This is a genomic window from Azospirillum brasilense (assembly GCF_007827815.1).
Classification (GTDB): Bacteria; Pseudomonadota; Alphaproteobacteria; order Azospirillales; family Azospirillaceae; genus Azospirillum; species Azospirillum brasilense_C.
Genome location: NZ_VITH01000008.1, coordinates 148,504 through 174,593, shown reverse-complemented (window position 1 = coordinate 174,593; position 26,090 = coordinate 148,504). Strand labels below are relative to the sequence as shown.

The window sequence follows — 26,090 nt, the reverse complement described above, 5'->3', positions numbered from 1 at the left end:
CCTCGGGATGCGGGCGCGGCGCGATGCGTGTCAGGACCCGAGGCGGCGGCGCAGGAGCGACAGCGGCTGAGGGTCGTCCAGCGAGGGCTGGAAGGCGACGGTGATCTCCGTCAGGGCGTGCGCCCAGCTCTCCGGGTTGGTGTTTTCCGGCGCCTCGGCGGAGGTGAATCCGGTGCGCAGGAGGAAGCGGTACTGGTCGGGGATGACGTGCCCGACCGCCCGGATCTCACCCTGATAACCGAAGCGCTCCCGCAGCTCGCGCGCCGTGGAGAAGCCGCGGCCGTCGCGGAACTTGGGGAACTCGATCGCCACCAGGGCGAAGCGGTCCAGGTCCGGCGCGATGGCCGGGGCCAGAGTGCCGCTCTTGACCCGGACGCCGAGCGCCGCGTTGCGTCCGTCGAAGCTCGCGCGCTCCGCCTGCCAGCGCTCGAAGGTGACGATGGCGGGGCGGTCGGCGGGGACCGGCTCGCCGTCGGCGACCGCGACCCAGTCGTCTTCGACGATGCGGCCGTCCTTAATGAGCGGCATAGACTCTCTCCTTGAACGGGCCGTGGCCGACACGCTTCAACGTGTCGATGAAGCGCTCCCCGTCGTGCCGGTTGGACAGATAGACCTCGACGATGGCCTCAATGGCGTCCACCGTCTCGTCGGCGGTCACCGCCGGGCCGAGGATGTCGCCGATGGCCGTGGTCAGGGTCGGGTCGCCGCCGACGGTGATCTGGTAGAATTCCTCGCCCTTCTTATCCACGCCCAGGATGCCGATGGCGCCGACATGGTGGTGGCCGCAGGCGTTGATGCAGCCGCTGATCTTGATGCCCAGCTCGCCGATGGTCTGCTGGCGCGCCGGGTCGGCGAAGCGGGCCGAGATGGCCTGGGCCAGCGGGATCGAGCGGGCGTTGGCCAGCGCGCAGTAGTCGAGGCCGGGGCAGGCGATGATGTCGCCGATCAGCCCGGCGTTCGGCGTGCCCAGCCCGTTGGCCTCCAGCGCCGTCCACAGGGTGAACAGTTCGTCCTGCCGGACATGGGCGAGCACGAGGTTCTGGGCGTGGCTGACGCGCAGTTCGCCGAAGCTGTGCGCGTCGGCCAGATCGGCGATCAGCTCCATCTGCTCCGAGGTGGCGTCGCCGGGGATGCCGCCGGCGGGCTTCAGCGAGATGGTGGCGGCGGCGTAGCCGGGAACCTTGTGGGCCAGCACGTTGACCGCCACCCAGCGGGCGAAGTCCGGGTTCGCGGCCTTGGCGGCCTGGAAGGACTCCGGCTCGTCGGTCAGCGTTTCGTAGGCCGGGCCACCAAAGCGGCGGCGGATCTCGTCGACGACCTCCGGGGCGAGGCGGTATTTCGGACCGCGCAGGCGGGCGAACTCCTCCTCCACCTCCTGGGTGAACTTCTCCTGGCCCAGCTCGTGGACGAGGATCTTGATGCGCGCCTTGTAGATGTTGTCGCGCCGGCCGTACTGGTTGTAGACGCGCAGGATGGCTTCGAGATAGGCGACGAAGTCCTCCTCCGGCACCCAGTCGCGGACCAGCTTGCCGATGAAGGGCGAGCGGCCGAGGCCGCCGCCGACGTAGAAGGTGAAGCCGACCTCGCCCCGCTCGTTGCGCTTGGCGAAGACGCCGACGTCATGGACGCGGATGGCCGCGCGGTCGGCGTCCGACCCCATGATGGCGATCTTGAACTTGCGCGGCAGGAAGGTGAATTCGGGGTGCAGGGTCGTCCACTGCCGCAGGATCTCGGCGTAGACGCGCCCGTCCACCACCTCGTCCCGCGCGGCACCCACGAACTGGTCGGTGGTGACGTTGCGCACGCAGTTGCCGCTGGTCTGCAGCGCGTGCATGTCCACCTCGGCCAGCTCGTGCAGGATGGCCGGGGTGTCCTCCAGCTTGATCCAGTTGAACTGAAGGTTCTGGCGGGTGGTGAAGTGGCCGTAGCCCTTGTCGTACTTGCGCCCGATCTCGGCCAGCTTGCGGAGCTGTTGCGCGGTCAGGACGCCGTAGGGAACGGCGATGCGCAGCATGTAGGCGTGGAGCTGGAGGTAGAGGCCGTTCATCAGCCGCAGGGGCTTGAACTCGTCCTCCGTCAGCTCGCCGGACAGGCGGCGCTCGACCTGGGCGCGGAACTGCTCCACGCGCTCCGCGACGAAGCGGCGGTCGATGTCGTCGTAGCTGTAGACCCCGGCGTTGCGGCCGGGCGCGATGTGGTTCATGGAACTCGCCCTTGTCAAAAAAGTGGCCGCCCGGTTCAGGCCGCAGCCTGCTTGCCGAGATCGATGCGGACGGTGGGGCCGAGCGCCCGGATGCGCTCGCGCGTCTTGACCGGCACCCGCTGCCCGTCCACGACGCGCAGGTCGAAGGTGTAGACGTCCACGGCGAACTGCTCACCCTCCGCCTGCGCCTTGGCGGCGGCCAGGGCGGTTTCGGCGGCGGAGTCCTCGAACAGGGCGGCGTCGTCCAGACGCTCCACCCAGCCGGACCCGGGGGCGAGGAAGATCACCTCGCCGTCGCGCAGGCGGTTGGCGGTGATGGCCTTCAGCACCGCCTCGTTCCTGGACTTGTCGCTCAACGCCATGCCTTCAACTCCTAAAACGAACGCTCACGCCGACACGGCGATGGGAAACGGGTTCTGGCCGGTGGTCTGCTGCCACGCGCCGATCAGGGCGCGCAGCCGCACGACCTCGCCGACCACGACGATCGCGGGGCGCTTGGCCTGTAGCCGCACGACGTCCCGCGCGCAATGGGCAAGATTGGTCTCGATGACGTCCTGCGCCTCGGTGCTGGCGCTCGACACGATGGCGACCGGGGTCATCGGCGGCTTGCCGGCGGCTTCGAGCCGCTCGGCGATGTTCCCGATGGTGCCCAGCGCCATGTAGAACACCAGCGCGCCGGGCATCCGCGCCAACACGCCCCAGTCCAGATCGGCGGGCAGGCCGCCGGCCTTGTCGTGACCGGTGACGAAGGTCGCGGTGGTGCCGAAGCCGCGGTGGGTCACCGGGATGCCGGCGTAGGCCAGCCCGCCAATCCCCGCGGTGACGCCGGGCACCACGCGGAAGGGAATCTCGGCCTCGGCCAGCGCCAGGCATTCCTCGCCGCCGCGTCCGAAGACGAAGGGGTCGCCGCCCTTCAGCCGCAGCACCCGCCGGCCTTCCCGCGCCAGATCCACCAGCCGCGCGTTGATCGCCTCCTGCTTGGGGGAGGGGTGGCCGGCGCGCTTGCCCATGTCCACCAGCAGCGCGTCGGGGTTGGCGGCCTCCAAAATGCCGCCGCCGACCAGCGCGTCGTGGACGATGGCGTCGGCCTCGCCCAGCGCCTTGGCGGCCAGCAGGGTCAGCAGGCCCGGATCGCCGGGGCCGGCTCCGGCCAGCCAGACGCTGCCCGGCTCAAAGGCGGGCAGACGGGACAGAAGAGACGATGCGATCATGGCAGCCATCCTTTGGCGGCGATCAGATCCCGGCAGGCGCGCAGCACCTCGGGTCCCTTGGCGCCCGTGGCGCGCAGGCGGTCGCGGAGCGCGGCGAGTTCCGCCAGCCGGTCCGCCCAGACGGCGGGGAACAGCGTCTCCAGCCGTTCGCGGAGCACCTGGGCCAGCGCCGGGCTTTTGCCCCCGGTGGAGACGGTCATGAGAAGGTCGCCGCGACGTATCACAGACGGCGCGTGGAAATCACAGAGCGGAATCACATCCTCGACATTGACCAGGATGCTGCGGTCGCGTGCCTGACGGGCCAGCGACTCCGCGGTTGGGTCGTCGATGCCGACGACGAACAGCACCTGCACGCCCTCCAAGTCGGCGGGCGAGGGCAGGGCGCGGCGCAGGGCCGCTCCCGCGAGGGCGAGCAATTCCGCATCCGGTTCCGGTGAATAGACCGCCGGTGCCGCGCCGCCTTCCCGCAGCTGCGTAAGGCGGCGCTTCGCCAGCGGTCCCTGGCCAACCAGGGCAATCCGCGCATGCGCCGGGTCAAGGGCGATCGGGATCATCGCCGCCCCCTGGAATGCACACCGAAGCCATCGTGAAAAGACATCATGGGCGCATTTAAGCGCGATGGCGGGGTGTAATCAACAGATTTCACAAACTCGCTTAAACCTATAATACATGTAGACAATGTATATGCATTGCAACGACGTGAAACTGGTGTTAATGTGCAATTCAGAACAAATACTCCACTTCGTGGATAGGCAAACAGGCCATGCTCGATGGACTCGCTCGTGCTGTGAAATTCGACCGCGTGGCCGACCTGACCGAACGCTATGGGCGGTTGGACGGGGCGGTGCTTCTGAACGCGCTTCTGCGCGATGAATTCAACGGTCGCGTTGCTGTCGTTTCATCCTTCGGAACGGAATCGGCGGTGCTGCTCGCCTTGGCGGCGGAGGCCGATCCGTCCTTCCCGGTGGTCTTCGTCGACACGGGAAAGTTGTTCGGTGAGACCCTGCGCTACCGCGACAAGCTGATCGCCGCCCTGGGCCTGACCGGGGTGCGCACCATCGGCCCGACCGACGCGGATCTGGCGGCGGCGGACCCCGACGGCCTGCTGTTCACCCGCTCGCCCGACGCCTGTTGCCATCTGCGCAAGACCGTGCCGCTCGACCGCGCGCTGGAAGGCTTCGACGCCTGGGTGACCGGGCGCAAGCGCTTCCAGGCCACCACGCGCTCCGCCCTTCCCCTGTTCGAGGAGGAAGAGGGCACGGGCCGCATCAAGATCAACCCGCTGGCCCACTGGGACCGCGAGCGGATCGAGCAGGAATTCACCCGGCGCAACCTGCCGCGCCACCCGCTTGAAGCCGACGGCTTCCTGTCCATCGGCTGCTTCACCTGCACCGAGCGCGTCGCTCCCGGTGCGGACCCGCGGTCGGGCCGCTGGGCCGGAACCGCCAAGACCGAATGCGGCATTCACACCTTCAAGAAGACCGGAACCGCACAATGACCGCCGATCTCGATTACCTTGAGAGCCAGAGCATCTACATCCTCCGCGAGGCCTACAACCGCATCGACAAGCTGGCTCTGCTGTGGTCGATCGGAAAGGACAGCAACGTCCTGCTCTGGCTCTGCCGCAAGGCGTTCTTTGGGCGCGTGCCGTTCCCGGTCGTTCAGCTCGACACCGCGATGGAGCTGCAGGAGGTCTACGACTTCCGCGACCGCATCGCCGGGGAGTGGGACCTCGACCTGCGGGTGGAGGCGTGCCCGCCGGAAGCGGACATGGACCAGACCCTGCCGCCGCTGACCCGCGCCGCCGCCCGCAAGACGGAGGGGCTGAAGAACCTCCTGCGCACCGGCAAGTACCAGGGGATCATGGTCGGCATCCGCCGCGACGAGCAGGCGACCCGCGCCAAGGAGCGCGTCTTCTCGCCCCGCTCGCTGGAAGGCGACTGGGACGTGAAGGACCAACCGGCGGAGTTCTGGGACCATTACAAGACCCGGTTCGACGAAGGCACCCACGTCCGCATTCACCCCTTGCTGCATTGGACCGAGCTGGACATCTGGCGCTACTCCAAGCGCGAGGGGATTCCCATCGTCCCGCTGTACTTCGCCAAGGACGGCAAGCGCTACCGCTCGCTGGGCGAGAAGAACATCACCTTCCCGGTGGACAGCACCGCCGGCACCATCGACGAGATCATCGCCGAACTGGTCGTGACCCGCATTCCGGAGCGCGCCGGCCGCGCCATGGACAACGAGGCCGAGGACAGCTTCGAGCGCCTGCGCAGCTCGGGCTACATGTAAGAAGCGGGGATTGGGACCATGGACATCCGGAACGAATTGAACGGCCAGCTCCGCATCGTCATCGTCGGCCATGTCGACCACGGCAAGTCGACGCTGATCGGGCGCCTGCTGAACGACACCGGCAGCCTGCCCGACGGCAAGGTGGAGCAGGTCCACGAGATGAGCCGCAAGCGCGGCATGCCCTTCGAATGGGCCTTCGTGATGGACGCGCTCCAGGCCGAACGCGACCAGGGAATCACCATCGACACCACGCAGATCCACTTCAAGACGGAGCAACGCCCCTACGTCATCATCGACGCGCCGGGCCACACCGAGTTCCTGAAGAACATGGTGACCGGCGCCTCGCAGGCCGACGCCGCCCTGCTGGTGATCGACGCTGCCGAGGGCGCGCTGGAGCAGTCGCGCCGCCACGCCTTCCTGCTGCATCTGCTGGGCGTGCGCCAAGTGGCCGTCGCCGTCAACAAGATGGACCGCGTCGACTTCGACCAGTACCGGTTCGAGGCGGTCTCGCAGGAGATCCGCGCCTATCTGGCGGAACTCGGCCTGCACACCTCCACGGTGATTCCGATCGCGGCGCGCCACGGTGACAACATCGTCAGCCGCTCCGACAAGGCGCCCTGGTACGAGGGGCCGACCGTGGTGGAGGCGCTGGACGCCTTCCGTCCGCAGCAGGCGCCGACCGAACTGCCGCTGCGCTTCCCGCTGCAGGACGTCTACAAGCCCGACGACCGCCGCATCCTGGCGGGCCGCATCGAGAGCGGGCGCTTGCGCGTCGGCGACACGCTGCGCTTCTCGCCGACCGGCGCCACCGCCACGGTGGTCAGCATCGAGGGGTGGAACCACAGCCAGCCCATCGTCGCCGCCCAGGCCGGGCAGAGCATCGGCATCACGCTGGACAAGCGCATCTTCGCCGAGCGCGGCCACGTTGCGCACCATGAGGAAGGGGCGCCGCACGTCACCCACCGGCTGGGCGTCCGCGCCTTCTGGCTGACCTCGGAGCCGCTGGCGGTCGGCAAGACCTACACGCTGAAGATCACGACGGGCGAGCACCGCGTGACGGTGGAGAGCATCACCGCCGTCATCGACATCGAGGACCTGTCGAGCACCCCGGCCAAGGCGGTCCACCGCAACGAGGTGGCCGAGGTCGTCCTGCGCTCCCGCTCGCCGATCGCCGTCGACCTCGCGTCGGCGCTGTCGCGGACCGGGCGCGGCGTGCTGATCGATGGTCACGACGTGGTCGGCGGCTGCATCGTCGTCGAGGTGGATGAGGGCCCCGCGGCCTCGGCCAACACGACCGAGGTGTCGCACGCCGTCACGGCGGACGAGCGCAACGCCGCCAACGGCCACAAGGGCGGCGTCCTCTGGCTGACCGGCCTGTCCGGGGCCGGCAAGTCCACGCTGGCCATGGCGCTGGAGCGTGCCCTGTTCGACCGCGGCTGGCAGGTCTTCGTGCTGGACGGCGACAATGTGCGCAATGGGCTGAACGCCGGGCTCGGCTTCTCGGCGGAGGACCGGGCGGAGAACATCCGGCGCGTCGCCGAGACGGCCAAGCTGTTCGCGGACGCCGGCGTTCTGGTCATCGCCTCGCTGATCTCGCCGCTCCAGGCCGACCGGGCGCGGGCGCGGGCCATCGGCGGCGAGCGCTTCCACGAGGTCTATGTGGCCGCCGATCTCGCCACCTGCGAATCGCGCGATCCCAAGGGCCTGTACCGCCGGGCGCGCGCCGGGGAGATCCCGGAGTTCACCGGCGTGTCCGCCCCCTACGAAGCTCCGGAGGCGGCGGAGCTGACCATCGACACCGGTGCGGTCACCCCGGTGGAGGCGCTCGGTGAACTGCTCGACTATGTGGACGGCGCGTTCGGCCGGAACGCCCTGAAGCGCGACCGGGTGTAACGGCTTCCCTCGTCCGTTCGGGAAAAAGCCCCTTCGCGTCGCCGCGAAGGGGCTTTTCCTATGGTGGATTGGATTTCACATTGCGAGACGCATTATGTGAAATCGGGCATTTCATCATTCAATAATGTGCAATTCGCTCTTCCTTCCGATAGGAGATGTGCTAAATAGGCGGGCAATTTCCTGCGAGGATGGAACCATGACCGCCCTGACCCGACGCTCCGCGATGCTGGCTGTGGCCGCCGTCGCATCCCTGACCGCCGCGTCCCTGACCGCCCTGACGCCCGGCGCGGCCCGCGCCGCCGATCCGGTGAAGCTGGAGGTCGGCTACATCCCCATCCTTGCCGCCGCGCCGCTGTTCATCCTGGAAGGGGAGGGCTGGGCGCGCGAGGCGGGCATCGACCTGAAGCTGACCAAGTTCGAATCCGGCCCGCATGCGATCCAGGCGATGGCCGCCGGCAAGATCGACCTGCTCTACGCCGGCGTCGCCCCGGTCCTGGTCGCCCGCTCGAAGGGCGCGGACGTGTCGGTGATCGCCAACTCGGCGGTCGAGGAGATGGTCGTCGCCAGCCGCGGCGAGTTCGCCAAGGCGCTGGGCGGCAAGGCCACCGCTGACTCGATCGCGAAGTTCGTCGCCGACAGTGGCCGCAAGGTCAAGATCGGCACGCAGCCGCCGGGCTCGGTCCCGGACACGGTGCTGCGCCACTGGCTGTTCAAGGTGGTGAAGGCCGATCCGGCGAACGTGGAGATCATCTCCATGGGCATCGAGAAGACCCAGCAAGCCCTGCTCGCCGGCGCGCTCGACGCCGCGACGATCCGTGAGCCGACGGTGACCGTGACCCAGAAGGTCGACCCGAACGTCGGCCTGCTCGCCACCGGCGCGGAGATGTTCCCCAACCAGCCCGGCACCGTCATCGCGGTCCGCGGCCCGGTCGCCAAGGAACATGGCGAGGCGCTGACCCGCCTGCTCAAGGCGCACATCCGCGCCGTCGACCTGATCGCCAAGGACCCGGCCCGCTCCGCCAAGGTCGCCAACGAGTATCTGGGCAAGGGCCTGATGGAGCCGGCCACGCTGGAGGCCGCCTTCCGCTCGCCGGGCTCCAAGTTCGTCGCCGACCCGCACGGCGTCGTCCCGGCGGTCGAGCAGATGATGGCCTACGCCAAGGAGATCGGCTCGGCCGAGGGCACCATCCCGGTGGCGGAGGCCTTCGACTTCCGCTTCTACGACGCGGCCGCCGGCAAGTAAGCGCGATGCGTCAACCGCTGAAGCTTCACAGCTCCATCGCCCTGTCGGCGCTCGGTGTCGGCGCTTTCCTGCTCGCCTGGGAAGCGCTGGCGCGCAGCGGCGTCGTGCCCGCCGGGCTGCTGCCGTCGCCCAGCGCGGTGCCTGGCGCCTTCCTGGCGGAGTTCCGGTCCGGCACCTGGCAGGCGATGGTCTTCGCCAGCCTGTCGCACTATCTGTCGGGGCTGGCGCTCGGCACCGTCCTGGGCATCACCTTCGGCACGGCGGCGGCGACCTGGGGCGTCTGGGACGCCTTCCAGGCCTGGGTGGTGCGCATGCTGCGTCCCATCCCGTCCATCGCCTGGATTCCTTTCGCGATCATCTGGTTCGGCGTCAGCAAGTCGGCGGCGACCTTCCTGATCGCGCTGACGGTCTTCTGGATCAACTACTACGCCACCTACAGCGCGGTGCGCGGGGTGGACAAGGACCTGATTGAACTCGGGCACGCCTTCGGGCAGGGCGGGCTGATCCCGCGCCTGTTCAAGATCGTCCTGCCCGGCGCGCTGCCGGGCATCCTGTCCGGCGTGCGCGCCGGGCTGGGGCAGGGCTGGATGACCGTGGTGGCGGCGGAGCTGTTCGGCATCTCCGGCCTGGGCGCGCGCATGTCCGACGCCTCCGGCCTGCTCGCCACGCACATCGTCGTGCTCTACATGGTCACCATCGCGGCGCTCTACGGGGTGTGCGACTTCCTGTTCATGCAGGTTCAGCAGCGGGTGCTCGCGTGGCAAAAGTGAACGGCGCAAAAGTGAACGGCTCCGCTGTGATCGATTTGAAGGGCGTCGCCATCGGCTACGGCGCCGAGGCCCCGCCGGTCCTGGTGGACGTCGATCTGTCCATCGAGCGCGGCAGCTTCGTCGCCATCGTCGGGCCGTCCGGCGTCGGCAAATCCACGCTGCTGCGCGTCGTCGCCGGGCTGCACACGGCGCGCGCCGGTGCCGTCACCATCCACGAGACGAAGAAGCCCGGCCACCGCCCGGTCAGCCTCGTCTTCCAGGACGCCCGTCTGCTGCCTTGGCGGCGGGTCGCCAAGAACGTCCGCTTCGGGCTGGAGGGTCTGCCGATCTCCACCACCGAGCGGGAGGAGCGGGTGGCCGCGGCGCTGCGCCTCGTCCGTCTGGACGATTACGGGCGGCGCTGGCCCTACGAGCTGTCGGGCGGCCAGCGCCAGCGCGTCGGCATCGCCCGCGCCCTGGCCGTCGATCCCGACATCCTGCTGATGGACGAGCCGTTCGGCGCGCTCGACGCCATCACGCGGCACGGCCTGCAGGACGAGTTGCTGCGCATCCACCGCGAGACGGGCAAGACCGTGCTGTTCGTCACCCACGACCTGGAAGAGGCGGTTCATCTCGCCGACCGCATCATCGTGCTGGGCGGCAGCCCGGCGCGCATCGTCCAGGACGTCCGCAACGAGCCGGGCCGCGAGAGCGGCGGCTTCCGCGAGCAGGTTGAGCAGCTGCGGTCGGGGATCGCGGACAATTACAGCATTTGAGGGTAGGGGTGGTCGTGTCGAGCCCCCCTCCCGGCCTCCCCCCGCTCCGCAGGGGGAGGAGAAAAAGCCCTCCCCTGCGAAGCGGGGGAGGGTTTGGGTGGGGGCTCGACGCGACCACTTACGGTCTACGGTGCCACCCTTCTCACATCCCGCGCCGTCAGATGCACGTTCGCATCCGGGTCGAGCTTGCGGTCCATGATGCGGGCCTCCACTGCCTTGTCGAAGACCGGGCGGTTCAGGCAGACATACTGAAGCGCCTCGTCTGGCTTCGGCAGATGGCCGGCGAGGGTTTGCAGGGCGCGGCGCGGGACGAACACCCGCCCGTGATACTCCCCGACCTCCACCGCAAACTCCACGGCGTCGGCTTCCTCGTTCCAGGACGGGTCGTCGGGGAACACGAACAGCGGCATCACACCCTCACGCAGAACACGTCTCAGTCCAGAATGTAGGTAACATCGTAGCCGCTGCGCTTGAAGCGGGTCTTCAGCAGCGTGCCCTGCGCGTCGAACCACAAATCGCGCTCCACGTCGCCGGAAATACGGTGATGCTGCGCCGGCACCGCCCGCCCGCCGACCGTCAGCGTCTCGGTGCCGACGAGGTCGGTGCGCACGCGGTAGGGCTTGCCGTCGATGACCGAGAACAGGGTGGGGCGCTTCAGCACCTCCGGTGTCCACAGCGTGAGGGGCAGGGCGTCGGCGCCGGCTTGGTCAACCTTGCCGTCCACCGTGACGGAATAGCCGCCGCCGGTCCGCATCATGCGGATGGCGTGAGGCGTGCCGTCATCGTCGGTCTGGGCGCTCATCGATTCGAGCGTCCGGCCTTTCCAGACCTCCTCCCGCTTGTGGTCGTAGCGGAAGTTGATGAACAGCACCTTCACGCGCGTCGAGGCGGTGACCGCGACCTTGGTCACGTCACCCTGCGGCTCCAGCCGGACGGTTTCCGACCCTACCGGATCGTCGCCCATCAAAATCCGGTAGGTCAGCGTGCGCGGCTCGGCGGCGTGGGCTGCGGCCGTGGACAGCAGCAGGCCGGCGGTCGCCAGCGCCGCGCGCAGGGCGTGCGTCATGAATCGTTCCCTCCCTGTGTTCGCCCTTTGTGGTCGTTGTGCGGCGGCGGCTTATGGTGCCGCCGTCCGTTGCCTTCGCTCAGTCGTCGAGAAGCTGCGCCAGCTTCATGGCGACGCCCATCGAGCCGTCCACCTTCAGCTTGCCCATGGTGAATGCCAGCATCGGGTTCAGCCTCCCGTCCATCAGCTTCTTCAGATTTTCGGCGGAGATGCGGATGGTGCAGTCGGGATCGTCGTCCCCGGCCCCCTCCCGCGCGATGGCGACGGGCGTCTCGCGGGCGTTGACCCGCACCGCCTCGCCGTCCTCCAGCGCGAAGCGGACGTCGGCCTTCAGGCTGCGGAAGCTGGTGGAGCGGGACTGGAGTTCGCGCAGGATGTCCTCAACCATGGATCCGTCTCTCTCCCCTGGATTCGTGTTCGTCGGATCTTGACAGTAGGCGGAGTTTACGTTTACGTCAACGTCATAACCAAAAGGTTTCCGGCGCCTCAACGATCCGGAAACCATCAAATCAATCGAGGGGAGTGAAACCATGCAGACCGCCGCCGCGCCCGGACTCCGAACCCCCCGCACCGCCTACCGCCGTCGCTTGTCCTGACCGCCGCGCAGCCGGGAGGATCGGAGATGACCGAGAATCTTGCGCGCCGGGGCAGCATCGGCGACGACACGCCGGCCCATCCCTGGCTGGCCCGTTACCCCGAGGGCATCGCCTGGGACCAGCCGATCGCCGTGACGCCGCTGGCCGAGCTGTTCGAGGAGGCCGCCCGCCGTTACGCCGACCGTCCGTGCCTGGACTTCCTCGGCCGCCGCTACCGCTACGCGGAGGTGCTGGGGCTGGTGAACCGGGCGGCCAAGGGCTTCGCGGCGCTGGGGGTGAAGCCGGGTGTTCGGGTGGGGCTGTGCCTGCCGAACACGCCGACCTACGTGATCGCCTATTTCGCGATCCTGAAGGCCGGCGGCACGGTGGTGAACTACAACCCGCTCTACGTCGAGCGGGAGCTGGAGCATCAGATCAAGGATTCCGGGACCGAGATCATGGTCACGCTCGATCTGAAGCAGATCCACCCGCGCATCGAGGCGATGCTGGACCGCACGCGGCTGAAGACGGTGGTGGTCTGCCGGATGGCCTCCATCCTCTCTCCGGTGAAGAGCGTGCTGTTCCGCGTGCTGAAGCGCAGCGAGCTGGCCAGCATTCCCCAGGACGGGCGGCACGTGGATTTCGACGCGCTGCTGGCCAACGACGGGGCGATGCCGCCGGTGCGGCTGGACCCGCGGCGCGACGTGGCGGTGCTGCAATACACCGGCGGGACCACCGGCGTGCCCAAGGGGGCGATGCTGACCCACGCCAACCTCGTCGCCAACGCGCGGCAGGTGCAGGCTTGGTTCCCCGGCATGGCGCTGGGGGAGGAGCGGATGCTCGCCGTCCTGCCCTTCTTCCACGTCTTCGCCATGACGGTGATCCTGAACATGGGGCTGGCGGCGGGGGCGGAGCTGGTCATGCTGCCGCGCTTCGACACGCTGCAGGTGCTGAAGACCATCGCGCGGCGCAAGCCCACGCTGCTGCCCGGCGTGCCGACCATGTACAAGGCGTTGCTGGGCCATCCGGACGTGGCGCGCTATTCGATGCGGTCGATCCGCTACTGCATCTCGGGCGGGGCGCCGCTGCCGATGGAGTTGAAGCGCCAGTTCGAGGAGGCGACCGGCTGCGTGCTGGTCGAGGGCTACGGCCTCAGCGAGGCGTCGCCGGTCTGCGCCTGCAACCCGCTGACCGGGGTCAACAAGGAGGGCTCCATCGGCCTGCCTCTGCCGGGGATCATGGTGCAGATCCGCGCGCTGGACGATCCCGACCGCGTGTTGCCGCCCGGTGAGAAGGGGCAGGTCGCGCTGTCCGGTCCCAACGTCATGGCCGGTTACTGGAACCAGGATGAGGAAAGCCGGCGCACCGTCGTCGGCGGCTGGCTGTTCACCGGCGACGTCGGGGTGATGGACGAGGACGGCTACGTCTTCCTGCTCGACCGGCTGAAGGACCTGATCCTCTGCGGCGGCTACAACGTCTATCCGCGGGTGATCGAGGAGGCCATCTACCAGCACCCCGACGTGGTCGCCGTCTGCGTCATCGGCATCCCCGATGACTACCGCGGCCAGAGCCCGAAGGCTTTCGTCCAGCTCCGGCCCGGCGCCAGCCTGACCGCGGAGGAGTTGAAGGATTTCCTGCGCGACAAGATCTCGCGGATCGAGATGCCCAAGCGGATCGAGTTCCGCACCGAGTTGCCCAAGACGGCGGTCGGCAAGCTGTCGAAGAAGGAACTGATCGCCGAAAGCCTGCAGAATCCGGAGGAGTGACGGAGGAAAGGCGCGCGGCTTTGTCACATCGCGGCGTGTGTGGTAGGAACGGAGACGCCGTCCGGCGGCGTGGAGCGAGCGGCCTTCGCTTCCCACACGCCGCCGCGGCGCGACGTGACGGAAGGCGTGCCCCCCACCATGGAACAGCTCTACACGGTCAATCAGTTGGCGGAGGAACTGGGCATCACGCCGCGCGCCCTGCGCTTCTACGAAGTGAAGGGGCTGCTGTCGCCCAACCGCCTGGGCAACAACCGGGTCTACACCAAGCGCGACCGCGCCCGGCTGAAGCTGATCCTGCGCGGCAAGCGGCTGGGCTTCTCGCTGGCGGAGATCCGCGAGTATCTGGACCTCTACACCGTCGACGGCGGGGTGGAGCAGCTGAAGGTCCTGCAGAAGCGCATCGACGCGCGGCTGAAGGATCTGGAGCAGCAGCGCCAGGACCTCGAAGCGACCGTGGGCGAACTGCGGGAGATCGAGGCCCAGGTGCAGGCCGCGCTGGACGAGCGCGGATTGGCGTCCAAGAGCGCCTGAGCCGGTGCGGTCCCATCCGCCCGGCCAAGCCGGAGGGGGTGGGGTTATGAATCTGCTGTTCCGCCTGATCGCCGTCATCCTGGCCGCCCTTGCGAGGCGGGCGGTGGGGTTCCTGGAACCGGCGCGGCTGCGCTTCCGGGTCTGGCCGACCGATCTCGACCTCAACCTGCACATGACCAACGCCCGCTATTTCAGCGTCATGGACCTGGGGCGCGTCGATCTGATGCTGCGCTCCGGCATGGGGCGGTCGATCCTGCGCCACCGCTGGCAACCGGTGATCGGTGCCGCCAACGTGCGCTTCCGTCGCCCGCTGGCGCCCTTCCAGCGCTTCGAGCTGGCGACCCGCGTGCTGTGCTGGGACGATAAGTATTTCTTCATCGAGCACCGGGTGGAGACCGCCACGGGCACGGCGGCGCTGGCCGTGGTGCAGGGCGCCTTCGTGGCGCGCGGCGCCGTGGTTCCCCCGGCGGACATCCTGGCGATCCACGGCGAGCACCGGGACTCGCCGCCCATGCCGGATGCCGTGGCGGCGTGGCGCGAGCGGCCGCTGGCGCCCTGACCCTTGCATCCCGCCATCCCGTTGCACTATGGCTGGCCGGACGCGGAAAGCGAAAAGCCGGCAAAGCGGAAGGGCAAGGGGCATGGGCGCACACGGAATCAACGGCATCGACCATCTCGTCATCGTCGTCCGCGATCTGGAGAAGGCGCAGGACGCCTACCGCCGCATGGGCTTCACCATCGCGCCGAAGGGCCGGCATGGCGAACTGAAGTCGGCCAACCACACCCTGATGTTCGGGGCGGGCGACTATCTGGAACTGCTCGCCATCGAACAGCCGCACCCCTTCACGGCCTTTTACAGCGACGTGCTGAAGACCCGCGAGGGCATCGCCGCGGTGGCGCTGAAAACCGACGACGCGCGGGCGGCGCAGCGCCTCCTGGTCGAGGCCGGCTATCCGGCGGGCGAGCCTGTGGAGTTCGGCCGTCCTGTCGAGCTTCCGGGCGGTGCGCAACCGGCGCGCTTCACCACGACCGCGATCGACGGTGTGCCGGACTGGGGCGGGCGGGTCTTCCTGTGCCAACACCACACCCCCGACGTGGTCTGGCGGCCGGAGCTGATCCAGCACGACAATTCGGTGACCGGCCTCGCCGCCCTGGTCGTCGCCGCCGACGATCCCGACACCACCGCCGCCTCCTACGCCCGACTGTTCGGCACAGCGGTGGAGACGCGGGGGCCGGCGCGCGTCGTGCCGACCGGCAGCGCCCCCATCGTGGTGGCCGATCCCGCCGCGCTGCATTGGGGCTGGACCGGCGACCCGGCGCTGACGGTCAAGCGCCCCTTCCTGGCCGGGATGGTGCTGACGGTGGCCGATCTGGAGCGCGCCCAGCAGGCGCTGCAAAAGAGCAAGTTTCCGACCGTCGTCGGCAACGGCGTGCTGCGCGTCTCGTCCGCCAGCGCCTGCGGCGCCATGCTGGCCTTCGCCAAGGAGTTCGACCTCGGCGCGCTGATCCCGTAAACCCGCCGTCCGGTTGTCATAACGGAATCATATTGCTGCACTGCGTCCGCTCCGTTGGACAGGACGCCGTCGCGGGCGCACATTCCCTTCTTGCGTGCATGTTGCGGCGCATCATGGGGACGGACCGACGTGGCGGACGGCGATTTCGGCAGGGTTCAGATCGAGCCGGCGGGGCAGGGTGCGGCTGAACCGGGAATGGCGGCGGGCTATCTCGTCGCCGGGACGCCCGCCTACAAACGGGCGAGCCGCATCCTCTTCGTTGCCGGCTTTTCCACCTTCGCCGCGCTCTACTGCGTGCAGCCGCTGATGCCTGAGTTCACGCGGGACTTCGGCGTCACGCCGGCGCAGTCCAGCCTCGCTTTGTCGGTGTCCACCGGCGTCCTCGCCTTCGCGCTTCTGATCGCCGGGGCGGTGTCCGACCGCTTCGGGCGCAAGGCGATCATGGCGCTCTCGCTTCTCGCCTCCGGCACGCTGGGCATCAGCGGCGCGATGGCGCCGGACTGGGCCTCGCTGCTGCTGGTGAGGGCGCTGGAAGGGATGGCGCTCAGCGGTCTTCCCGCCGTCGCCATGGCCTATGTGTCGGAGGAGGTGGACCCGCGCTCCGCCGGGGTCACCATGGGTCTGTACATCGGCGGGACGGCGCTCGGCGGCATGTCGGGGCGGGCGCTGACGGCGCTGGTCGCCGACGTCGCGTCCTGGCGCATGGCGATGGGGGTGATCGGCACGCTGGGAATCGCCGCCGCACTGGCGGTGTGGTTCGCGCTTCCCGCCTCGCGCCATTTCCAGCGCCGGCCGGCGGGCATGCGGGAATTGGCGGAGGCGTGGCGTGGACATTTGATGGACCGCGGGCTGCTCGCCCTGTTCGCCATGGGGTTCCTGTCCATGGGGGCCTTCGTCACCGTCTTCAACTACATCGGCTTCCGCCTGCTGGCGCCGCCCTTCGACCTGCGCCCGGCGGCGGTCGGTGCCGTTTTCACGGTCTACCTCTGCGGAGTCGTCAGTTCGCCGCTGTTCGGCGGGCTGGCGGTGCGGCTGGGGCGGAGCAGGGTGCTGGCGGCGGCGGCGATGATGATGGCGGCCGGTCTGGCGTTGATGACTCCGGACAGCCTGTGGACCATGACGCCGGGAATCGCCCTGTTCACCTTCGCCTTCTTCGGGGTCCACACCATCGCCTCCGGCTGGATCGGGCAGCGGGCGCCGGTCAACCGCGGACAGGCCTCGGCGATCTACCTGTTCTGCTACTACATGGGTTCGACCATCGCCGGGACGCTGGGCGGCGTGTTTTGGTATGCCTTCGGCTGGGCCGGAGTCGGCGGATTCGTCGGGCTCCTGCTGGTGGTCGGACTGGTTGTTTCGCTGGGCTTGGCGGTCCGCCGCTGATTCATTCAATGCGCGCATACCGAGGTATGGTTTCAACCGTTTCGGTTGCGCCGCGCGCCGCTTCGTCCCATGCTGGGTGCATCTGCACAGCGAGGCGGCCATGGCCCGTTTGTCCGTCTACAGCGACACCGATCCCACCGTTACCGAACTCTCCTCCGCTGACCCGGCGCTGGTCACCGCGCATCTGGCGCTGGCCGGGGTGCTGTTCGAGCGCTGGCCGGCGCCCCAACCCATTCCCGACGCCGCCGACACCCGGACGGTTCTGGAGGTCTACGCCGCACCGGTGGCGGCCCTGAAGGAGGCGCGCGGCTTTCAGTCCGCCGACGTGGTTCGGATGCCGCGCGGACTTCCGGACGCGGCGGACCGCCGTGCCGCCTTCCTCGCCGAACACACCCATGACGAGGACGAGGCCCGTTTCTTCGTGCGGGGTGGCGGCGCCTTCTACCTGCACATGGACGAGAAGGTGTTCCGCATCGTGTGCGGGGCCGGCGACCTGCTGAGCATCCCGGCGCGGACGAAGCACTGGTTCGACATGGGGCCGGACCCGGAATTCACCGCCATCCGCTTCTTCACGCGCCCGGACGGCTGGGTGGCCTCCTTCACCGGTGACGTGATCGCCGACCGTTTCCCGAAGTACGAGCCGGAAACCGGTGCCGTTCCATGACGCGCCCCCGATGACCCGGCCGCCGTTACCTTTCGCCGCAGCCGGTTGCGGGCGAAAAGCGACGCTGTTACAAGGCCTTCGGTATCGGCGCCCAGTCGTTGGCCGCTCGTCCCCCGCTTCGGAGGCTCCATGACCACGGATGGCCACTCCGTCCCGTGCACGGGCAACGGCTTCATCGACGCGGCCCACAGGTCGCTGATGGAGCATGTCGTGACCATCCGCAGCGCCTGCGCGGCCGGCGCCACCCGCGACTCCATGGTTCCCCGCTTCAACCGCTTCGCGGACGAGATGCGCATGCATTTCGACCATGAGGAGGTCATCATCCGCGCCGCCGGATTCGCCGCGTGGGAGGAGCACGCCGGCCATCACGCGATGCTGGACCAGCAGTTCGGCCGCCTCATCGACTATGTGCGCGACTGCGACGTCACCACCGATTTCCTGTGCACGGTGGCGGGCACGCTGGACGCCGCGCTGTGCGGGCATGAGATCCGGCACGATGGCGATTACACCGCGCTGGTGCGCAACGCGTCCTTGGCCCCGGAGGGACGGACCCTGATCGCCTGGAGCAGCGCCTTCGAGGTCGGGGTGGGGCCGCTCGACGCGCAGCACCGCCAGCTCGCCGACCTCATGAACGAGCTGGACGCGATGAGCCGCCACGGCGCTCCGACCGCCGAATCGCTGGACCTCCTGGGGCTGCTGCACGACCATGTGCACGCCCATTTCGCCATGGAGGAGGGTGTGCTGCGCCGGGTGGCGCCCGGCCGCTTCGTGGCCCACCGCAACCATCACCGGCTGCTGGAGGGTCAGTTCGCCCGCATCCGCCAGCAGGTGGAGAGCGGCCGGCTCGACACCGGCGTCGCGGTGCGGGGATTCCTGCGCTTCTGGCTGATGGACCATGTGCTCGGCTCCGACCGTCCGGCTTTCGCCGAGACGGCGGACGCGGCGCCGCGCTGACCGCCGCCATCGTTGCGATCCCGGGCCGATCCCGGGCCAATCCCGACCTGTCATCAAAAAATCACTTGAATCGCTGGGGAAAAAGCGTAATTCATCGGGGACGACGCACTCGCACGTGCCAATGGCCCTCTGTGGTTATGCAACGACGTACCGCGTCCTTTTTGGCAGAACCGGTCATCAGTGGGCCGGTCCCGAGAGGGAGGTAGGCATGTTGGCTCTCCACGGCAGGGCTCTCAGACGGTAGCCCATAGCCGGACATCGACGCTTTGAACCTGCGGAGCTGTTAGCCCGCTCGTGAGCGTTTGACCCGGCTTTTCCCCGTCGCCTTTCACCACAACCCGAATTCCGATCCGCGGCTTTGATGGCCGTGATGGATTCCCGTCTGTTCGCTGGACCGCCCCGCGCCGGGTGGCCCAGGGTAAGGAGTGCGCCATGGGCTTCATCCGTTCCCGTTCCGCCGTCGCCCCGCTGCGCCGCGGCGTTTCCGTTTCCGCCCCGTCCTTCGGCGCTTCGCCGGTGTCGGACCGCCGCACCTCCGTCCATCAGGCGGTGGCGCTGGCCCGGCCCGAGGAGCCGATGCACTGCATCCGTCCGGGCGTCCTGGCCGACACCGCGTCCAGCTTCGTGGCCGCCTTCGACGCCGCGGTGTCGGGCGACGTGCTGTACGCCGTGAAGTGCAACCCGGAGCCGGCGGTGCTGCGCGCCCTGTGGGCCGGCGGCGTGCGCCACTTCGACGTGGCTTCGCCCGGCGAAATCCGCCTGATCCGCCAGATGTTCCCGGACGCGGTGCTGCACTACATGCACCCGGTGAAGGGGCGCGAGGCGATCCGCACCGCCTACCAGCAGTACGGCGTGCGCGACTTCGTGCTCGACAGCATGGAGGAGCTTCAGAAGATTCTGGAGGAGACGGGCGACGCCCAGGACCTCGGCCTCGTCGTGCGGCTGGCCCTGCCGAAGGGGAACGCGGTCTACGACCTGTCCGGCAAGTTCGGCGCCCCGGCGACGGAGGCGGTCGAGCTGCTCCAGGCCGTGCGCATGGTCGCCCCGAAGGTCGGCGTGTCCTTCCATGTCGGCTCGCAGATGCTCGACCCGTCCGCTTACGAGCGGGCGCTGGAGCTGGCCGGCCGCATCATCGCGGAGTCGGGCGTGGTGATCGACGTTCTGGATGTCGGCGGCGGCTTCCCCGTCTCCTACCCGGGCGTCACCCCGCCGCCGCTCGGCGACTTCATGGAGGCCATCGCCCGCGGCGTGGCGAAGCTCGACCTGCCGGCCCACTGCCGCGTCTGGTGCGAGCCGGGCCGCGCGCTGGTCGCGCCGGGCGTGTCGCTGGTCGTGCAGGTGGTGAAGCGCCGCGGCAACGAGCTGTTCATCAACGACGGCGTCTACGGCGCCCTGTCGGACGCCGGCGTTCCCGGCTTCCGCTTCCCGGCCCGCATGATCCGTCCGTTCGCGCCGATGGGCGACGAGCCGGTGGAGGCCTTTGCCTTCTACGGCCCGACCTGCGACAGCGCGGACCGCATGAACGGCCCGTTCCACCTGCCGGCGGACATCCGCGCCGGCGACTGGATCGAGCTGGGCCAGCTGGGGGCCTACGGCTCCTGCCTGCGCACCGCCTTCAACGGGTTCGACCAGGCCCGCGTGGTCGATGTTTCGGACGCGCCGCTGCTGGAAACGCCCGGCTACGTCCTGAAGAGCTGCGTGGCATAAGTCCCGCATCGCGGGAAAGCTGTGGATATCCCTAAAAAATCACCGTAAACCATCGTTGGTCCGACACCCTCCGCCTTTGCAAGAGGCGCGGGGGTGTCGGGCTGTATTTCTGTCACGCCAACCACGGGGGACCGTCTTAGATGACCCTGGACACCAAGCACATCACCTTCACCGGCCGCATGGTCATTGTCGGCTTCGGATCGATTGGCCAGGGAGTGTTGCCCCTGATTTTGCGCCACATCGGAATCACGAAGGACCAGATCACCATCGTCACCGCCGAGGAGCGCGGTCATGCCGAGGCGGATGAGCTTGGCGTCAAATTCATCAACCTGCCGCTGACGAGGGAGAACTACGCCCAGGTGCTGGAGCCCATGCTGGGCAAGGGCGATTTCCTGGTCAACCTGTCGGTGGACGTGTCGTCCGTCGCCCTGTTCGAGTTCTGCCACAAGGTCGGCGCGCTCTACATCGACACCTGCGTCGAGCCGTGGGCCGGCGGTTACACCGATCCGTCCCTGTCGCCGTCGCTGCGCTCCAACTACGCCCTGCGCGAGACTGCGCTGTCGCACCGCGCCACCTATGAGGGCGGACCGACCGCCGTCCTGACCCACGGCGCCAACCCCGGCCTCGTCTCGCATTTCGTGAAGCAGGCGCTGCTCAACGTCGCCGCCGACACAGGCGAATCGACGGAGGTCCCGAAGGACCGCGCCGGCTGGGGGGCCCTGGCCGCCAAGCTGGGCGTCAAGGTGATCCACATCGCCGAGCGCGACACCCAGGTGTCCAACGAGCCGAAGAAGGTGGGCGAGTTCGTCAACACCTGGTCGATCGACGGCTTCGTCGGCGAGGGTTGCCAGCCCACCGAACTCGGCTGGGGCAGCCACGAGAAGCATTTCCCGGCCGACGGCCGCCGCCACGAGTTCGGCTGCGACGCCGCCATCTACCTGATGCGTCCGGGCGCTTCGACGCGCGTGCGCACCTGGACCCCGCTGGAGGGGCCGTTCCACGGCTTCCTCATCACCCACAGCGAGGCGATCTCCATCGCCGACTACTACACCCAGCGCGATGGCAACCACGTCACCTACCGCCCAACCGTGCATTACGCCTATCACCCGTGCGACGACGCGGTGAAGTCGGTGCACGAACTGGCCGGCAAGAACTGGTACATGCAGCCGAGCCAGCGCCTGATGATGCACGAGATCGTCAGCGGCACCGACGAGTTGGGTGTGCTGCTGATGGGCCACAAGAAGGGCATCTACTGGTTCGGTTCCCGCCTGGGCATCGACGAGGCGCGCGCCCTGGTGCCCTACAACAACGCGACCTCGCTCCAGGTCACGGTGGCGGTCCTCGCCGGCATCGTCTGGGCGCTGGAGAACCCCAACCGCGGCATCGTCGAGCCGGACGAGATCGACTTCCAGCGCATCCTGGAAATCGCCAAGCCCTATCTCGGCGAGCTGGTCGGCGCCTACGGCGACTGGACTCCGCTGCAGGACCGCGAGCGGCTGTTCCCCGAGGACATCGATCACGACGATCCCTGGCAGTTCAAGAACTTCCGGGTCGCCTGAGGCCAGGTTGCCTGAGGCCAGGTTGCTTGAGGACGGTTCGTCTGAACAGGAAAGGGGCTCTTCGGAGCCCCTTTTCCTTTGGCGCGGTCAGAGCGTCAGCGCCAGCAGCAGCGCGCCGGCCACCAGGGCGATGCAGGCCCGCCGGTAGAGGTGAAGGGCGCGGGTGATGTCCTGCGCGGTCGCGGCGGTGCGGCCCGGCCCCATCCAGGCGTCCTCGATCCGCACATCGCCATAGACCCGCGGCCCGCCGAGCCGGAGGTCGAGCGCCCCGGCCATGGCCGCTTCCGGCCAGCCGGCGTTGGGCGAGCGGTGGCGGTGGGCATCGCGCCGCACCGACCGCCAGGACTCGGCGGCGTCGGCCCCCTCGGTGAAGCGGGCGGCGACCCAGATCAGCAGCGCCGACAGGCGGGAACCGGGCAGGTTGACCAGATCGTCCAGCCGCGCCGCCGCCCAACCGAACGCCTCGTGCCGGGGGGTGCGGTGACCGATCATGCTGTCCGCGGTGTTGATCGCCTTGTAGAGCGCGATCCCCGGCAGCCCGCCGACCAGCAGCCAGAAGGCCGGGGCGACGACCCCGTCCGAAAAATTCTCCGACAGGCTTTCGATGGCGGCGCGGCTCACCCCATGCTCGTCCAGGCTTGCCGGGTTGCGGCCGACGATGCGCGACACCGCGTCGCGCGCCGCCTCCAGCCCGCCCTCGCGGAAGGCGGCGGCGACCGCGGCGACATGGTCGTGCAGGCTGCGCTGCGCCAGCAGCGTGGAGGCCAGCGCCGCCTCCAGCAGGCCGCCGAGCGGCAGATACCGGCACAGCCCGGCCACCGCCGATGCCGCACCGCCCACCACCAGCAGCAGGACGACCAGGGCCAGCACCCCTGCCGCCTTGCGGACGGCGAAGGAATCGCGACCGCGGTTGAGCGCGCGGTCGAGTTGGGCGATAAGCGCCCCGATCCACACCACCGGGTGGCGGATTTGGGCGTAGAGTGCGTCCGGGTAGCCGGCGGCGGCCTCGATGAGGAGAGCGGCGGCGAGCACGGACGGATGAAGCTCCACGGGATGGAATCCTCTGGGGAAGGGAAGGGGCGGGATGATGGCGGAATCGGCGGCGGGGTCCAAGAGGATCGTCCAGGAGAGGATCGTCCGGATGGAAATCATTCATGGCGGCGACCTCGACGCCGCACGGGCAGCCTTTCCCGGCGCGCCAGAGCCCTGGCTGGACCTGTCCACCGGCATCAACCCCTGGCCTTACCCGCTGCCGCCCATCTCGGCCGAGGCCTGGGCGCGCCTGCCGGGGCGGGCCGCCGAAACGGCGCTGCGCGAGGCCGCCGCCGCCTTTTACGGCGCGCCGTCGCCGGACCGCGTCCTGGCGGCGGGCGGCTCCCAGGCGCTGATCCAGATTCTGCCGCGCCTGCGCCGTCCGGGAGCCGTCGTCGTGCTCGGGCCGACCTACGCCGAGCACGCCGCGGGTTGGGTCAAGGCCGGCCATCGCGTGACGGAGGTGGAAACGCTGGACGCCTGCGACGGCGCCGACGTGGTGGTGATCGTGAACCCGAACAACCCGGACGGCCGCATCGTCCCGCCCGAAAGGCTGCTGGCGCTGGCGGAGCGGCAGGCGGCGCGGGGCGGCTGGCTGGTGGTGGACGAGGCCTTCGCCGAGGTCGCCCCGGAGTGCAGCGTGGCGTCGGTGGCCGGACGGCCCGGGCTGGTCATCCTGCGCTCCTTCGGGAAATTCTTCGGGCTGGCCGGGGTCCGGCTCGGCTTTCTCCTTGGCGAACCGGCGCTGCTCCGGGACGCGCGCGCCGCCGTGGGACCCTGGGCGGTGTCGGGGCCGGCGTTGGCCGTCGCCACCGCGGCGCTGTCCGATGCGGAATGGATCGCCGCCACCCGTCGCTGTCTCGCCGACGCCGCGGCCCGCTTCGACGAGTGGTTGGTGGATGCCGGCTTGCGCGTCGCCGGAGGGACGCCGCTCTTTCGTCTTATAGACGATCCGCGGGCGGCCGGGCTTTACAACGCGCTGGGCCAAGCCGGGATTCTGGTCCGCCGGTTCGACCATCGGCCGGAGTGGCTGAGGGTGGGACTTCCGGCGGACGGGGCGGCGGAGGGGCGTGTGAAAGTTGCATTGGAAACATTCGAAAATTGATGGATTTTGCGCTCAAAATAGGCGATCACCACCATAGCGCGACAAGATGGCACACAGGGGCAAAAAGGCGCATCGGCTAACGTACTCCTGGTTTGCCCTATCGTGGCGCAAGAATCTTCCATGACGCTGTGGGGGCCATGCTGGATTCGGTCGGTTCAATGAGTCCTTCTGGGGATGCGGAGGAAGCCCGGGCAACGCTGTGGCGTGCGTTCGACACGCTGCCGTCGGGGGTCTGCGTCACCACGGACACGGGGACCATCCTGTATGCCAATCCGGCTCTGCACGCTCTGTTGCGCTATGCGCCCGGTGGCCTGACCGGCTGCGACCTCGTGGCGCTCGAACCGGAGGAGGCCATTCTTCCGGCTTTGCCGGACGCGTCGGGGGAAAGGCCGCTGCGGTGCCTGGATGGCCGAACCGTCTGGGTGTCCGAGTCGGTCGGCCCCCTGACCAGCCCGCTGGGCGAGCGGCAGTCGCTGCGCGTCTTCACGGACGTCACCCACCACCGGCAGGCCCAGGCCGCCCTGCGCGACCAACTCCTGATGAAGGAGGTGCTGTTCGAGACGCTGCCGGTTCCCGTCTTCGTGAAGAACGCGGCGGGCGAATACACCGATTGCAACGACGCCTTCGAACGCTACACCGGGCTGGAGCGCCGCAGCATCGTCAGCAAGACCGCCTTCGCGGTGATGGACCCGCGCATCGCCGGGGCGCACGCCGACCAGGACCGCGAACTGACCGTCACCTGGGGGCAGCGCAGCTACGAGGAGGCGGTTCCCTTCGTCGGCGGCACCACCCGCCTGTCCAGCCTGACCAAGGCGGTCTTCTGCGACAGCGCCGGAAACCTCGGCGGCATTGTCGGCGTGATCCACGACCTGACCGAGGGGCTGCCCAGCGAGGAGCGGCTGCAGGCCATCCTGGAGCAGAGCCCGATCGGCGTGTCGGTGTCGCGCCGCGACGACGGCAAGATCATCTTCGTCAACACCCGCTTCGCCGAACTGATCGGTTTGACCCGCGAGGACCTGATCGGCCGGCAGGCCCGCGACTATTATCTCGACCGCCACCAGAGGGAGCGGGTGATCGATCGCCTGCGCTCCTTCGGGTCGGTGACCAACATGGAGGTGCAGTTCCGCCGGGCCGACGGATCGTCCTTCTGGACGCTGTTCACCGTCAATCAGGCGGTGATCCAGGGCGTACAGGTGAATCTGGCCTGGATCTACGATTACACCGACCGCCGGAACATGGAGGAGGCGCTGCGGGACATGGCCTCCCGCGATCCGCTGACGGGCATCTACAACCGGCGGTCCTTCATGGAGCTGGCGCGTTCGCAGCTCGCCCGCGCCCACCGCTTCAACGAACCGCTGTCGGTGTTCGTGCTGGACGTCGACCATTTCAAGCGCATCAACGACAGCTACGGCCACGCCACCGGAGACGACGCCCTGCGTATGGTGGCCGGCGGCTGTCAGGCCATCCTGCGTGAGTACGACATCCTCGGCCGGCTGGGCGGCGAGGAGTTCGTGGTCGTCCTGCCCGGCGCCACCGCGGAGGAGTCCCGCGTGGTCGCGGAGCGGGTGCGCCGCCACCTGTCCCGCATGGCGATTCCGGGTCCCGAAGGCCGCTTCCACCTGACCAGCAGCATCGGCATCGCCGCTCTGGACAGTGCTTACGACACCCTGGAAAAGGCGATTCACCGCGCCGACCTCGCCCTTTACCGGGCCAAGCGCGAGGGGCGCAACCGCGTCGTCGTCTACGAACCGGGCATGTGAGCCGCTGTATTCCCGGCGGTGAGTGGTACAATTTGTCGCAGCTGGCGACGGTCCGTTTTTAAAGCCAACCGATTATTACGTACGCTATGAGTCATTAGCAAAACTTATTA

At 68.6% G+C, this 26,090-nt stretch carries 26 protein-coding genes; 17 read left to right on the top strand and 9 right to left on the bottom strand.

What is annotated here, in order from left to right:
• Window positions 1-30: 30 nt before the first annotated feature.
• The 5 genes from FBZ83_RS17965 to FBZ83_RS17945 are packed head-to-tail and all read right to left on the bottom strand — an operon-like array spanning window position 31 to window position 3,968.
• Window positions 31-528 carry a DUF934 domain-containing protein gene (locus FBZ83_RS17965; protein WP_145686451.1) on the bottom strand — a complete coding sequence of 166 codons (498 nt, stop codon included), beginning with the start codon at window positions 526-528 and terminating at the stop codon, window positions 31-33.
• A complete protein-coding gene (locus FBZ83_RS17960; protein WP_145686447.1) occupies window positions 515-2,203 on the bottom strand; it encodes a nitrite/sulfite reductase in 1,689 nt (562 codons plus the stop codon). The genes FBZ83_RS17965 and FBZ83_RS17960 overlap by 14 nt, the downstream gene beginning before the upstream one ends.
• A gap of 35 nt (window positions 2,204-2,238) precedes the next feature.
• Window positions 2,239-2,565, bottom strand: coding sequence for a DUF2849 domain-containing protein (locus tag FBZ83_RS17955; RefSeq protein WP_247888350.1), 327 nt, complete (start codon window positions 2,563-2,565; stop codon window positions 2,239-2,241).
• Between the two features lie 24 nt (window positions 2,566-2,589).
• Window positions 2,590-3,414 (bottom strand): uroporphyrinogen-III C-methyltransferase, encoded by an 825-nt coding sequence (gene cobA / locus FBZ83_RS17950; protein WP_145686439.1) that lies wholly within the window; start codon window positions 3,412-3,414, stop codon window positions 2,590-2,592.
• The gene (locus FBZ83_RS17945; protein ID WP_145686432.1) at window positions 3,411-3,968 is read right to left on the bottom strand and encodes a precorrin-2 dehydrogenase/sirohydrochlorin ferrochelatase family protein; all 558 of its coding nucleotides are present in this window, start codon (window positions 3,966-3,968) and stop codon (window positions 3,411-3,413) included. Before FBZ83_RS17945 ends, cobA begins: the two co-directional genes overlap by 4 nt.
• Window positions 3,969-4,177: 209 nt before the next feature.
• On the opposite strand from FBZ83_RS17945, the gene FBZ83_RS17940 reads away from it, so the two are divergent.
• The 6 genes from FBZ83_RS17940 to FBZ83_RS17915 all read left to right on the top strand — a co-directional run bounded on the left by FBZ83_RS17940 (window position 4,178) and on the right by FBZ83_RS17915 (window position 10,367).
• Window positions 4,178-4,912, top strand: a complete 735-nt coding sequence (locus tag FBZ83_RS17940) for a phosphoadenylyl-sulfate reductase (RefSeq protein WP_145686430.1) — start codon at window positions 4,178-4,180, stop codon at window positions 4,910-4,912.
• The gene (cysD, locus tag FBZ83_RS17935) at window positions 4,909-5,706 is read left to right on the top strand and encodes a sulfate adenylyltransferase subunit CysD (RefSeq protein ID WP_035674621.1); all 798 of its coding nucleotides are present in this window, start codon (window positions 4,909-4,911) and stop codon (window positions 5,704-5,706) included. Before FBZ83_RS17940 ends, cysD begins: the two co-directional genes overlap by 4 nt.
• An 18-nt stretch (window positions 5,707-5,724) precedes the next feature.
• A complete protein-coding gene (gene cysC / locus FBZ83_RS17930; protein WP_145686428.1) occupies window positions 5,725-7,599 on the top strand; it encodes an adenylyl-sulfate kinase in 1,875 nt (624 codons plus the stop codon).
• A 196-nt stretch (window positions 7,600-7,795) separates the two neighbouring features.
• Window positions 7,796-8,842 (top strand): ABC transporter substrate-binding protein, encoded by a 1,047-nt coding sequence (locus FBZ83_RS17925; RefSeq protein ID WP_145686426.1) that lies wholly within the window; start codon window positions 7,796-7,798, stop codon window positions 8,840-8,842.
• A 5-nt stretch (window positions 8,843-8,847) separates the two neighbouring features.
• On the top strand, window positions 8,848-9,612 hold the full coding sequence (locus tag FBZ83_RS17920) for an ABC transporter permease (protein ID WP_186452926.1): 765 nt from the start codon (window positions 8,848-8,850) through the stop codon (window positions 9,610-9,612).
• An 11-nt stretch (window positions 9,613-9,623) separates the two neighbouring features.
• Window positions 9,624-10,367, top strand: coding sequence for an ABC transporter ATP-binding protein (locus FBZ83_RS17915; protein WP_432612494.1), 744 nt, complete (start codon window positions 9,624-9,626; stop codon window positions 10,365-10,367).
• Between the two features lie 125 nt (window positions 10,368-10,492).
• On the opposite strand, the gene FBZ83_RS17910 is transcribed toward FBZ83_RS17915, so the two are convergent.
• From FBZ83_RS17910 to FBZ83_RS17900, 3 genes are all read right to left on the bottom strand, one after another.
• Window positions 10,493-10,777 carry a DUF1488 family protein gene (locus FBZ83_RS17910; protein ID WP_038527656.1) on the bottom strand — a complete coding sequence of 95 codons (285 nt, stop codon included), beginning with the start codon at window positions 10,775-10,777 and terminating at the stop codon, window positions 10,493-10,495.
• A gap of 23 nt (window positions 10,778-10,800) precedes the next feature.
• Window positions 10,801-11,433, bottom strand: coding sequence for a DUF6134 family protein (locus FBZ83_RS17905; RefSeq protein WP_145686423.1), 633 nt, complete (start codon window positions 11,431-11,433; stop codon window positions 10,801-10,803).
• Window positions 11,434-11,512: 79 nt separating this feature from the next.
• Window positions 11,513-11,821, bottom strand: a complete 309-nt coding sequence (locus tag FBZ83_RS17900; RefSeq protein WP_119508228.1) for an SCP2 sterol-binding domain-containing protein — start codon at window positions 11,819-11,821, stop codon at window positions 11,513-11,515.
• A 234-nt stretch (window positions 11,822-12,055) separates the two neighbouring features.
• Here FBZ83_RS17900 and FBZ83_RS17895 point away from each other — a divergent pair, with 234 nt between their 5' ends.
• The 9 genes from FBZ83_RS17895 to FBZ83_RS17855 all read left to right on the top strand — a co-directional run bounded on the left by FBZ83_RS17895 (window position 12,056) and on the right by FBZ83_RS17855 (window position 22,083).
• Window positions 12,056-13,774, top strand: a complete 1,719-nt coding sequence (locus FBZ83_RS17895; RefSeq protein ID WP_145686421.1) for a long-chain-fatty-acid--CoA ligase — start codon at window positions 12,056-12,058, stop codon at window positions 13,772-13,774.
• A 138-nt stretch (window positions 13,775-13,912) separates the two neighbouring features.
• The gene (locus tag FBZ83_RS17890) at window positions 13,913-14,305 is read left to right on the top strand and encodes a MerR family transcriptional regulator (RefSeq protein WP_145687001.1); all 393 of its coding nucleotides are present in this window, start codon (window positions 13,913-13,915) and stop codon (window positions 14,303-14,305) included.
• A 46-nt stretch (window positions 14,306-14,351) separates the two neighbouring features.
• On the top strand, window positions 14,352-14,864 hold the full coding sequence (locus FBZ83_RS17885; protein WP_145686417.1) for a thioesterase family protein: 513 nt from the start codon (window positions 14,352-14,354) through the stop codon (window positions 14,862-14,864).
• Between the two features lie 82 nt (window positions 14,865-14,946).
• On the top strand, window positions 14,947-15,819 hold the full coding sequence (locus FBZ83_RS17880) for a VOC family protein (protein WP_145686409.1): 873 nt from the start codon (window positions 14,947-14,949) through the stop codon (window positions 15,817-15,819).
• A 129-nt stretch (window positions 15,820-15,948) separates the two neighbouring features.
• Window positions 15,949-17,199, top strand: a complete 1,251-nt coding sequence (locus FBZ83_RS17875) for an MFS transporter (RefSeq protein WP_145686404.1) — start codon at window positions 15,949-15,951, stop codon at window positions 17,197-17,199.
• 100 nt (window positions 17,200-17,299) lie between these two features.
• Entirely contained in the window at window positions 17,300-17,863 is a 564-nt protein-coding gene (locus FBZ83_RS17870; RefSeq protein WP_145686402.1) for a 1,2-dihydroxy-3-keto-5-methylthiopentene dioxygenase, read from the top strand.
• Between the two features lie 129 nt (window positions 17,864-17,992).
• Window positions 17,993-18,817, top strand: a complete 825-nt coding sequence (locus tag FBZ83_RS17865) for a bacteriohemerythrin (RefSeq protein WP_145686399.1) — start codon at window positions 17,993-17,995, stop codon at window positions 18,815-18,817.
• Window positions 18,818-19,249: 432 nt separating this feature from the next.
• Window positions 19,250-20,524 (top strand): type III PLP-dependent enzyme, encoded by a 1,275-nt coding sequence (locus tag FBZ83_RS17860; protein ID WP_145686397.1) that lies wholly within the window; start codon window positions 19,250-19,252, stop codon window positions 20,522-20,524.
• 140 nt (window positions 20,525-20,664) lie between these two features.
• Window positions 20,665-22,083 (top strand): homospermidine synthase, encoded by a 1,419-nt coding sequence (locus FBZ83_RS17855; RefSeq protein ID WP_145686395.1) that lies wholly within the window; start codon window positions 20,665-20,667, stop codon window positions 22,081-22,083.
• An 87-nt stretch (window positions 22,084-22,170) separates the two neighbouring features.
• On the opposite strand, the gene cbiB is transcribed toward FBZ83_RS17855, so the two are convergent.
• Complete coding sequence (gene cbiB, locus FBZ83_RS17850) at window positions 22,171-23,133, bottom strand: adenosylcobinamide-phosphate synthase CbiB (RefSeq protein ID WP_145686393.1); 963 nt, start codon at window positions 23,131-23,133, stop codon at window positions 22,171-22,173.
• 91 nt (window positions 23,134-23,224) lie between these two features.
• On the opposite strand from cbiB, the gene cobD reads away from it, so the two are divergent.
• Both cobD and FBZ83_RS17840 read left to right on the top strand, forming a co-directional pair.
• Window positions 23,225-24,220 (top strand): threonine-phosphate decarboxylase CobD, encoded by a 996-nt coding sequence (cobD, locus tag FBZ83_RS17845; protein WP_247888349.1) that lies wholly within the window; start codon window positions 23,225-23,227, stop codon window positions 24,218-24,220.
• Between the two features lie 158 nt (window positions 24,221-24,378).
• Window positions 24,379-25,980 (top strand): sensor domain-containing diguanylate cyclase, encoded by a 1,602-nt coding sequence (locus tag FBZ83_RS17840; protein ID WP_247888348.1) that lies wholly within the window; start codon window positions 24,379-24,381, stop codon window positions 25,978-25,980.
• Window positions 25,981-26,090: the final 110 nt, after the last annotated feature.

Excerpts from the sequence above, each read along its gene's own strand:
- FBZ83_RS17890 (WP_145687001.1), top strand. The coding sequence starts at position 13,913 with ATGGAACAGCTCTACACGGTCAATCAGTTGGCGGAGGAACTGGGCATC.
- FBZ83_RS17870 (WP_145686402.1), top strand. The coding sequence starts at position 17,300 with ATGGCCCGTTTGTCCGTCTACAGCGACACCGATCCCACCGTTACCGAA.
- FBZ83_RS17920 (WP_186452926.1), top strand. The coding sequence starts at position 8,848 with ATGCGTCAACCGCTGAAGCTTCACAGCTCCATCGCCCTGTCGGCGCTC.
- FBZ83_RS17965 (WP_145686451.1), bottom strand. The coding sequence starts at position 528 with ATGCCGCTCATTAAGGACGGCCGCATCGTCGAAGACGACTGGGTCGCG.
- FBZ83_RS17940 (WP_145686430.1), top strand. The coding sequence starts at position 4,178 with ATGCTCGATGGACTCGCTCGTGCTGTGAAATTCGACCGCGTGGCCGAC.
- FBZ83_RS17895 (WP_145686421.1), top strand. The coding sequence starts at position 12,056 with ATGACCGAGAATCTTGCGCGCCGGGGCAGCATCGGCGACGACACGCCG.
- FBZ83_RS17900 (WP_119508228.1), bottom strand. The coding sequence starts at position 11,821 with ATGGTTGAGGACATCCTGCGCGAACTCCAGTCCCGCTCCACCAGCTTC.
- FBZ83_RS17945 (WP_145686432.1), bottom strand. The coding sequence starts at position 3,968 with ATGATCCCGATCGCCCTTGACCCGGCGCATGCGCGGATTGCCCTGGTT.
- FBZ83_RS17955 (WP_247888350.1), bottom strand. The coding sequence starts at position 2,565 with ATGGCGTTGAGCGACAAGTCCAGGAACGAGGCGGTGCTGAAGGCCATC.
- cobD (WP_247888349.1), top strand. The coding sequence starts at position 23,225 with ATGGAAATCATTCATGGCGGCGACCTCGACGCCGCACGGGCAGCCTTT.
- FBZ83_RS17860 (WP_145686397.1), top strand. The coding sequence starts at position 19,250 with ATGGGCTTCATCCGTTCCCGTTCCGCCGTCGCCCCGCTGCGCCGCGGC.
- FBZ83_RS17840 (WP_247888348.1), top strand. The coding sequence starts at position 24,379 with ATGAGTCCTTCTGGGGATGCGGAGGAAGCCCGGGCAACGCTGTGGCGT.
- cobA (WP_145686439.1), bottom strand. The coding sequence starts at position 3,414 with ATGATCGCATCGTCTCTTCTGTCCCGTCTGCCCGCCTTTGAGCCGGGC.
- FBZ83_RS17880 (WP_145686409.1), top strand. The coding sequence starts at position 14,947 with ATGGGCGCACACGGAATCAACGGCATCGACCATCTCGTCATCGTCGTC.
- FBZ83_RS17885 (WP_145686417.1), top strand. The coding sequence starts at position 14,352 with ATGAATCTGCTGTTCCGCCTGATCGCCGTCATCCTGGCCGCCCTTGCG.
- FBZ83_RS17960 (WP_145686447.1), bottom strand. The coding sequence starts at position 2,203 with ATGAACCACATCGCGCCCGGCCGCAACGCCGGGGTCTACAGCTACGAC.
- FBZ83_RS17905 (WP_145686423.1), bottom strand. The coding sequence starts at position 11,433 with ATGACGCACGCCCTGCGCGCGGCGCTGGCGACCGCCGGCCTGCTGCTG.
- FBZ83_RS17855 (WP_145686395.1), top strand. The coding sequence starts at position 20,665 with ATGACCCTGGACACCAAGCACATCACCTTCACCGGCCGCATGGTCATT.
- FBZ83_RS17925 (WP_145686426.1), top strand. The coding sequence starts at position 7,796 with ATGACCGCCCTGACCCGACGCTCCGCGATGCTGGCTGTGGCCGCCGTC.
- FBZ83_RS17865 (WP_145686399.1), top strand. The coding sequence starts at position 17,993 with ATGACCACGGATGGCCACTCCGTCCCGTGCACGGGCAACGGCTTCATC.
- cysD (WP_035674621.1), top strand. The coding sequence starts at position 4,909 with ATGACCGCCGATCTCGATTACCTTGAGAGCCAGAGCATCTACATCCTC.
- FBZ83_RS17910 (WP_038527656.1), bottom strand. The coding sequence starts at position 10,777 with ATGCCGCTGTTCGTGTTCCCCGACGACCCGTCCTGGAACGAGGAAGCC.
- cysC (WP_145686428.1), top strand. The coding sequence starts at position 5,725 with ATGGACATCCGGAACGAATTGAACGGCCAGCTCCGCATCGTCATCGTC.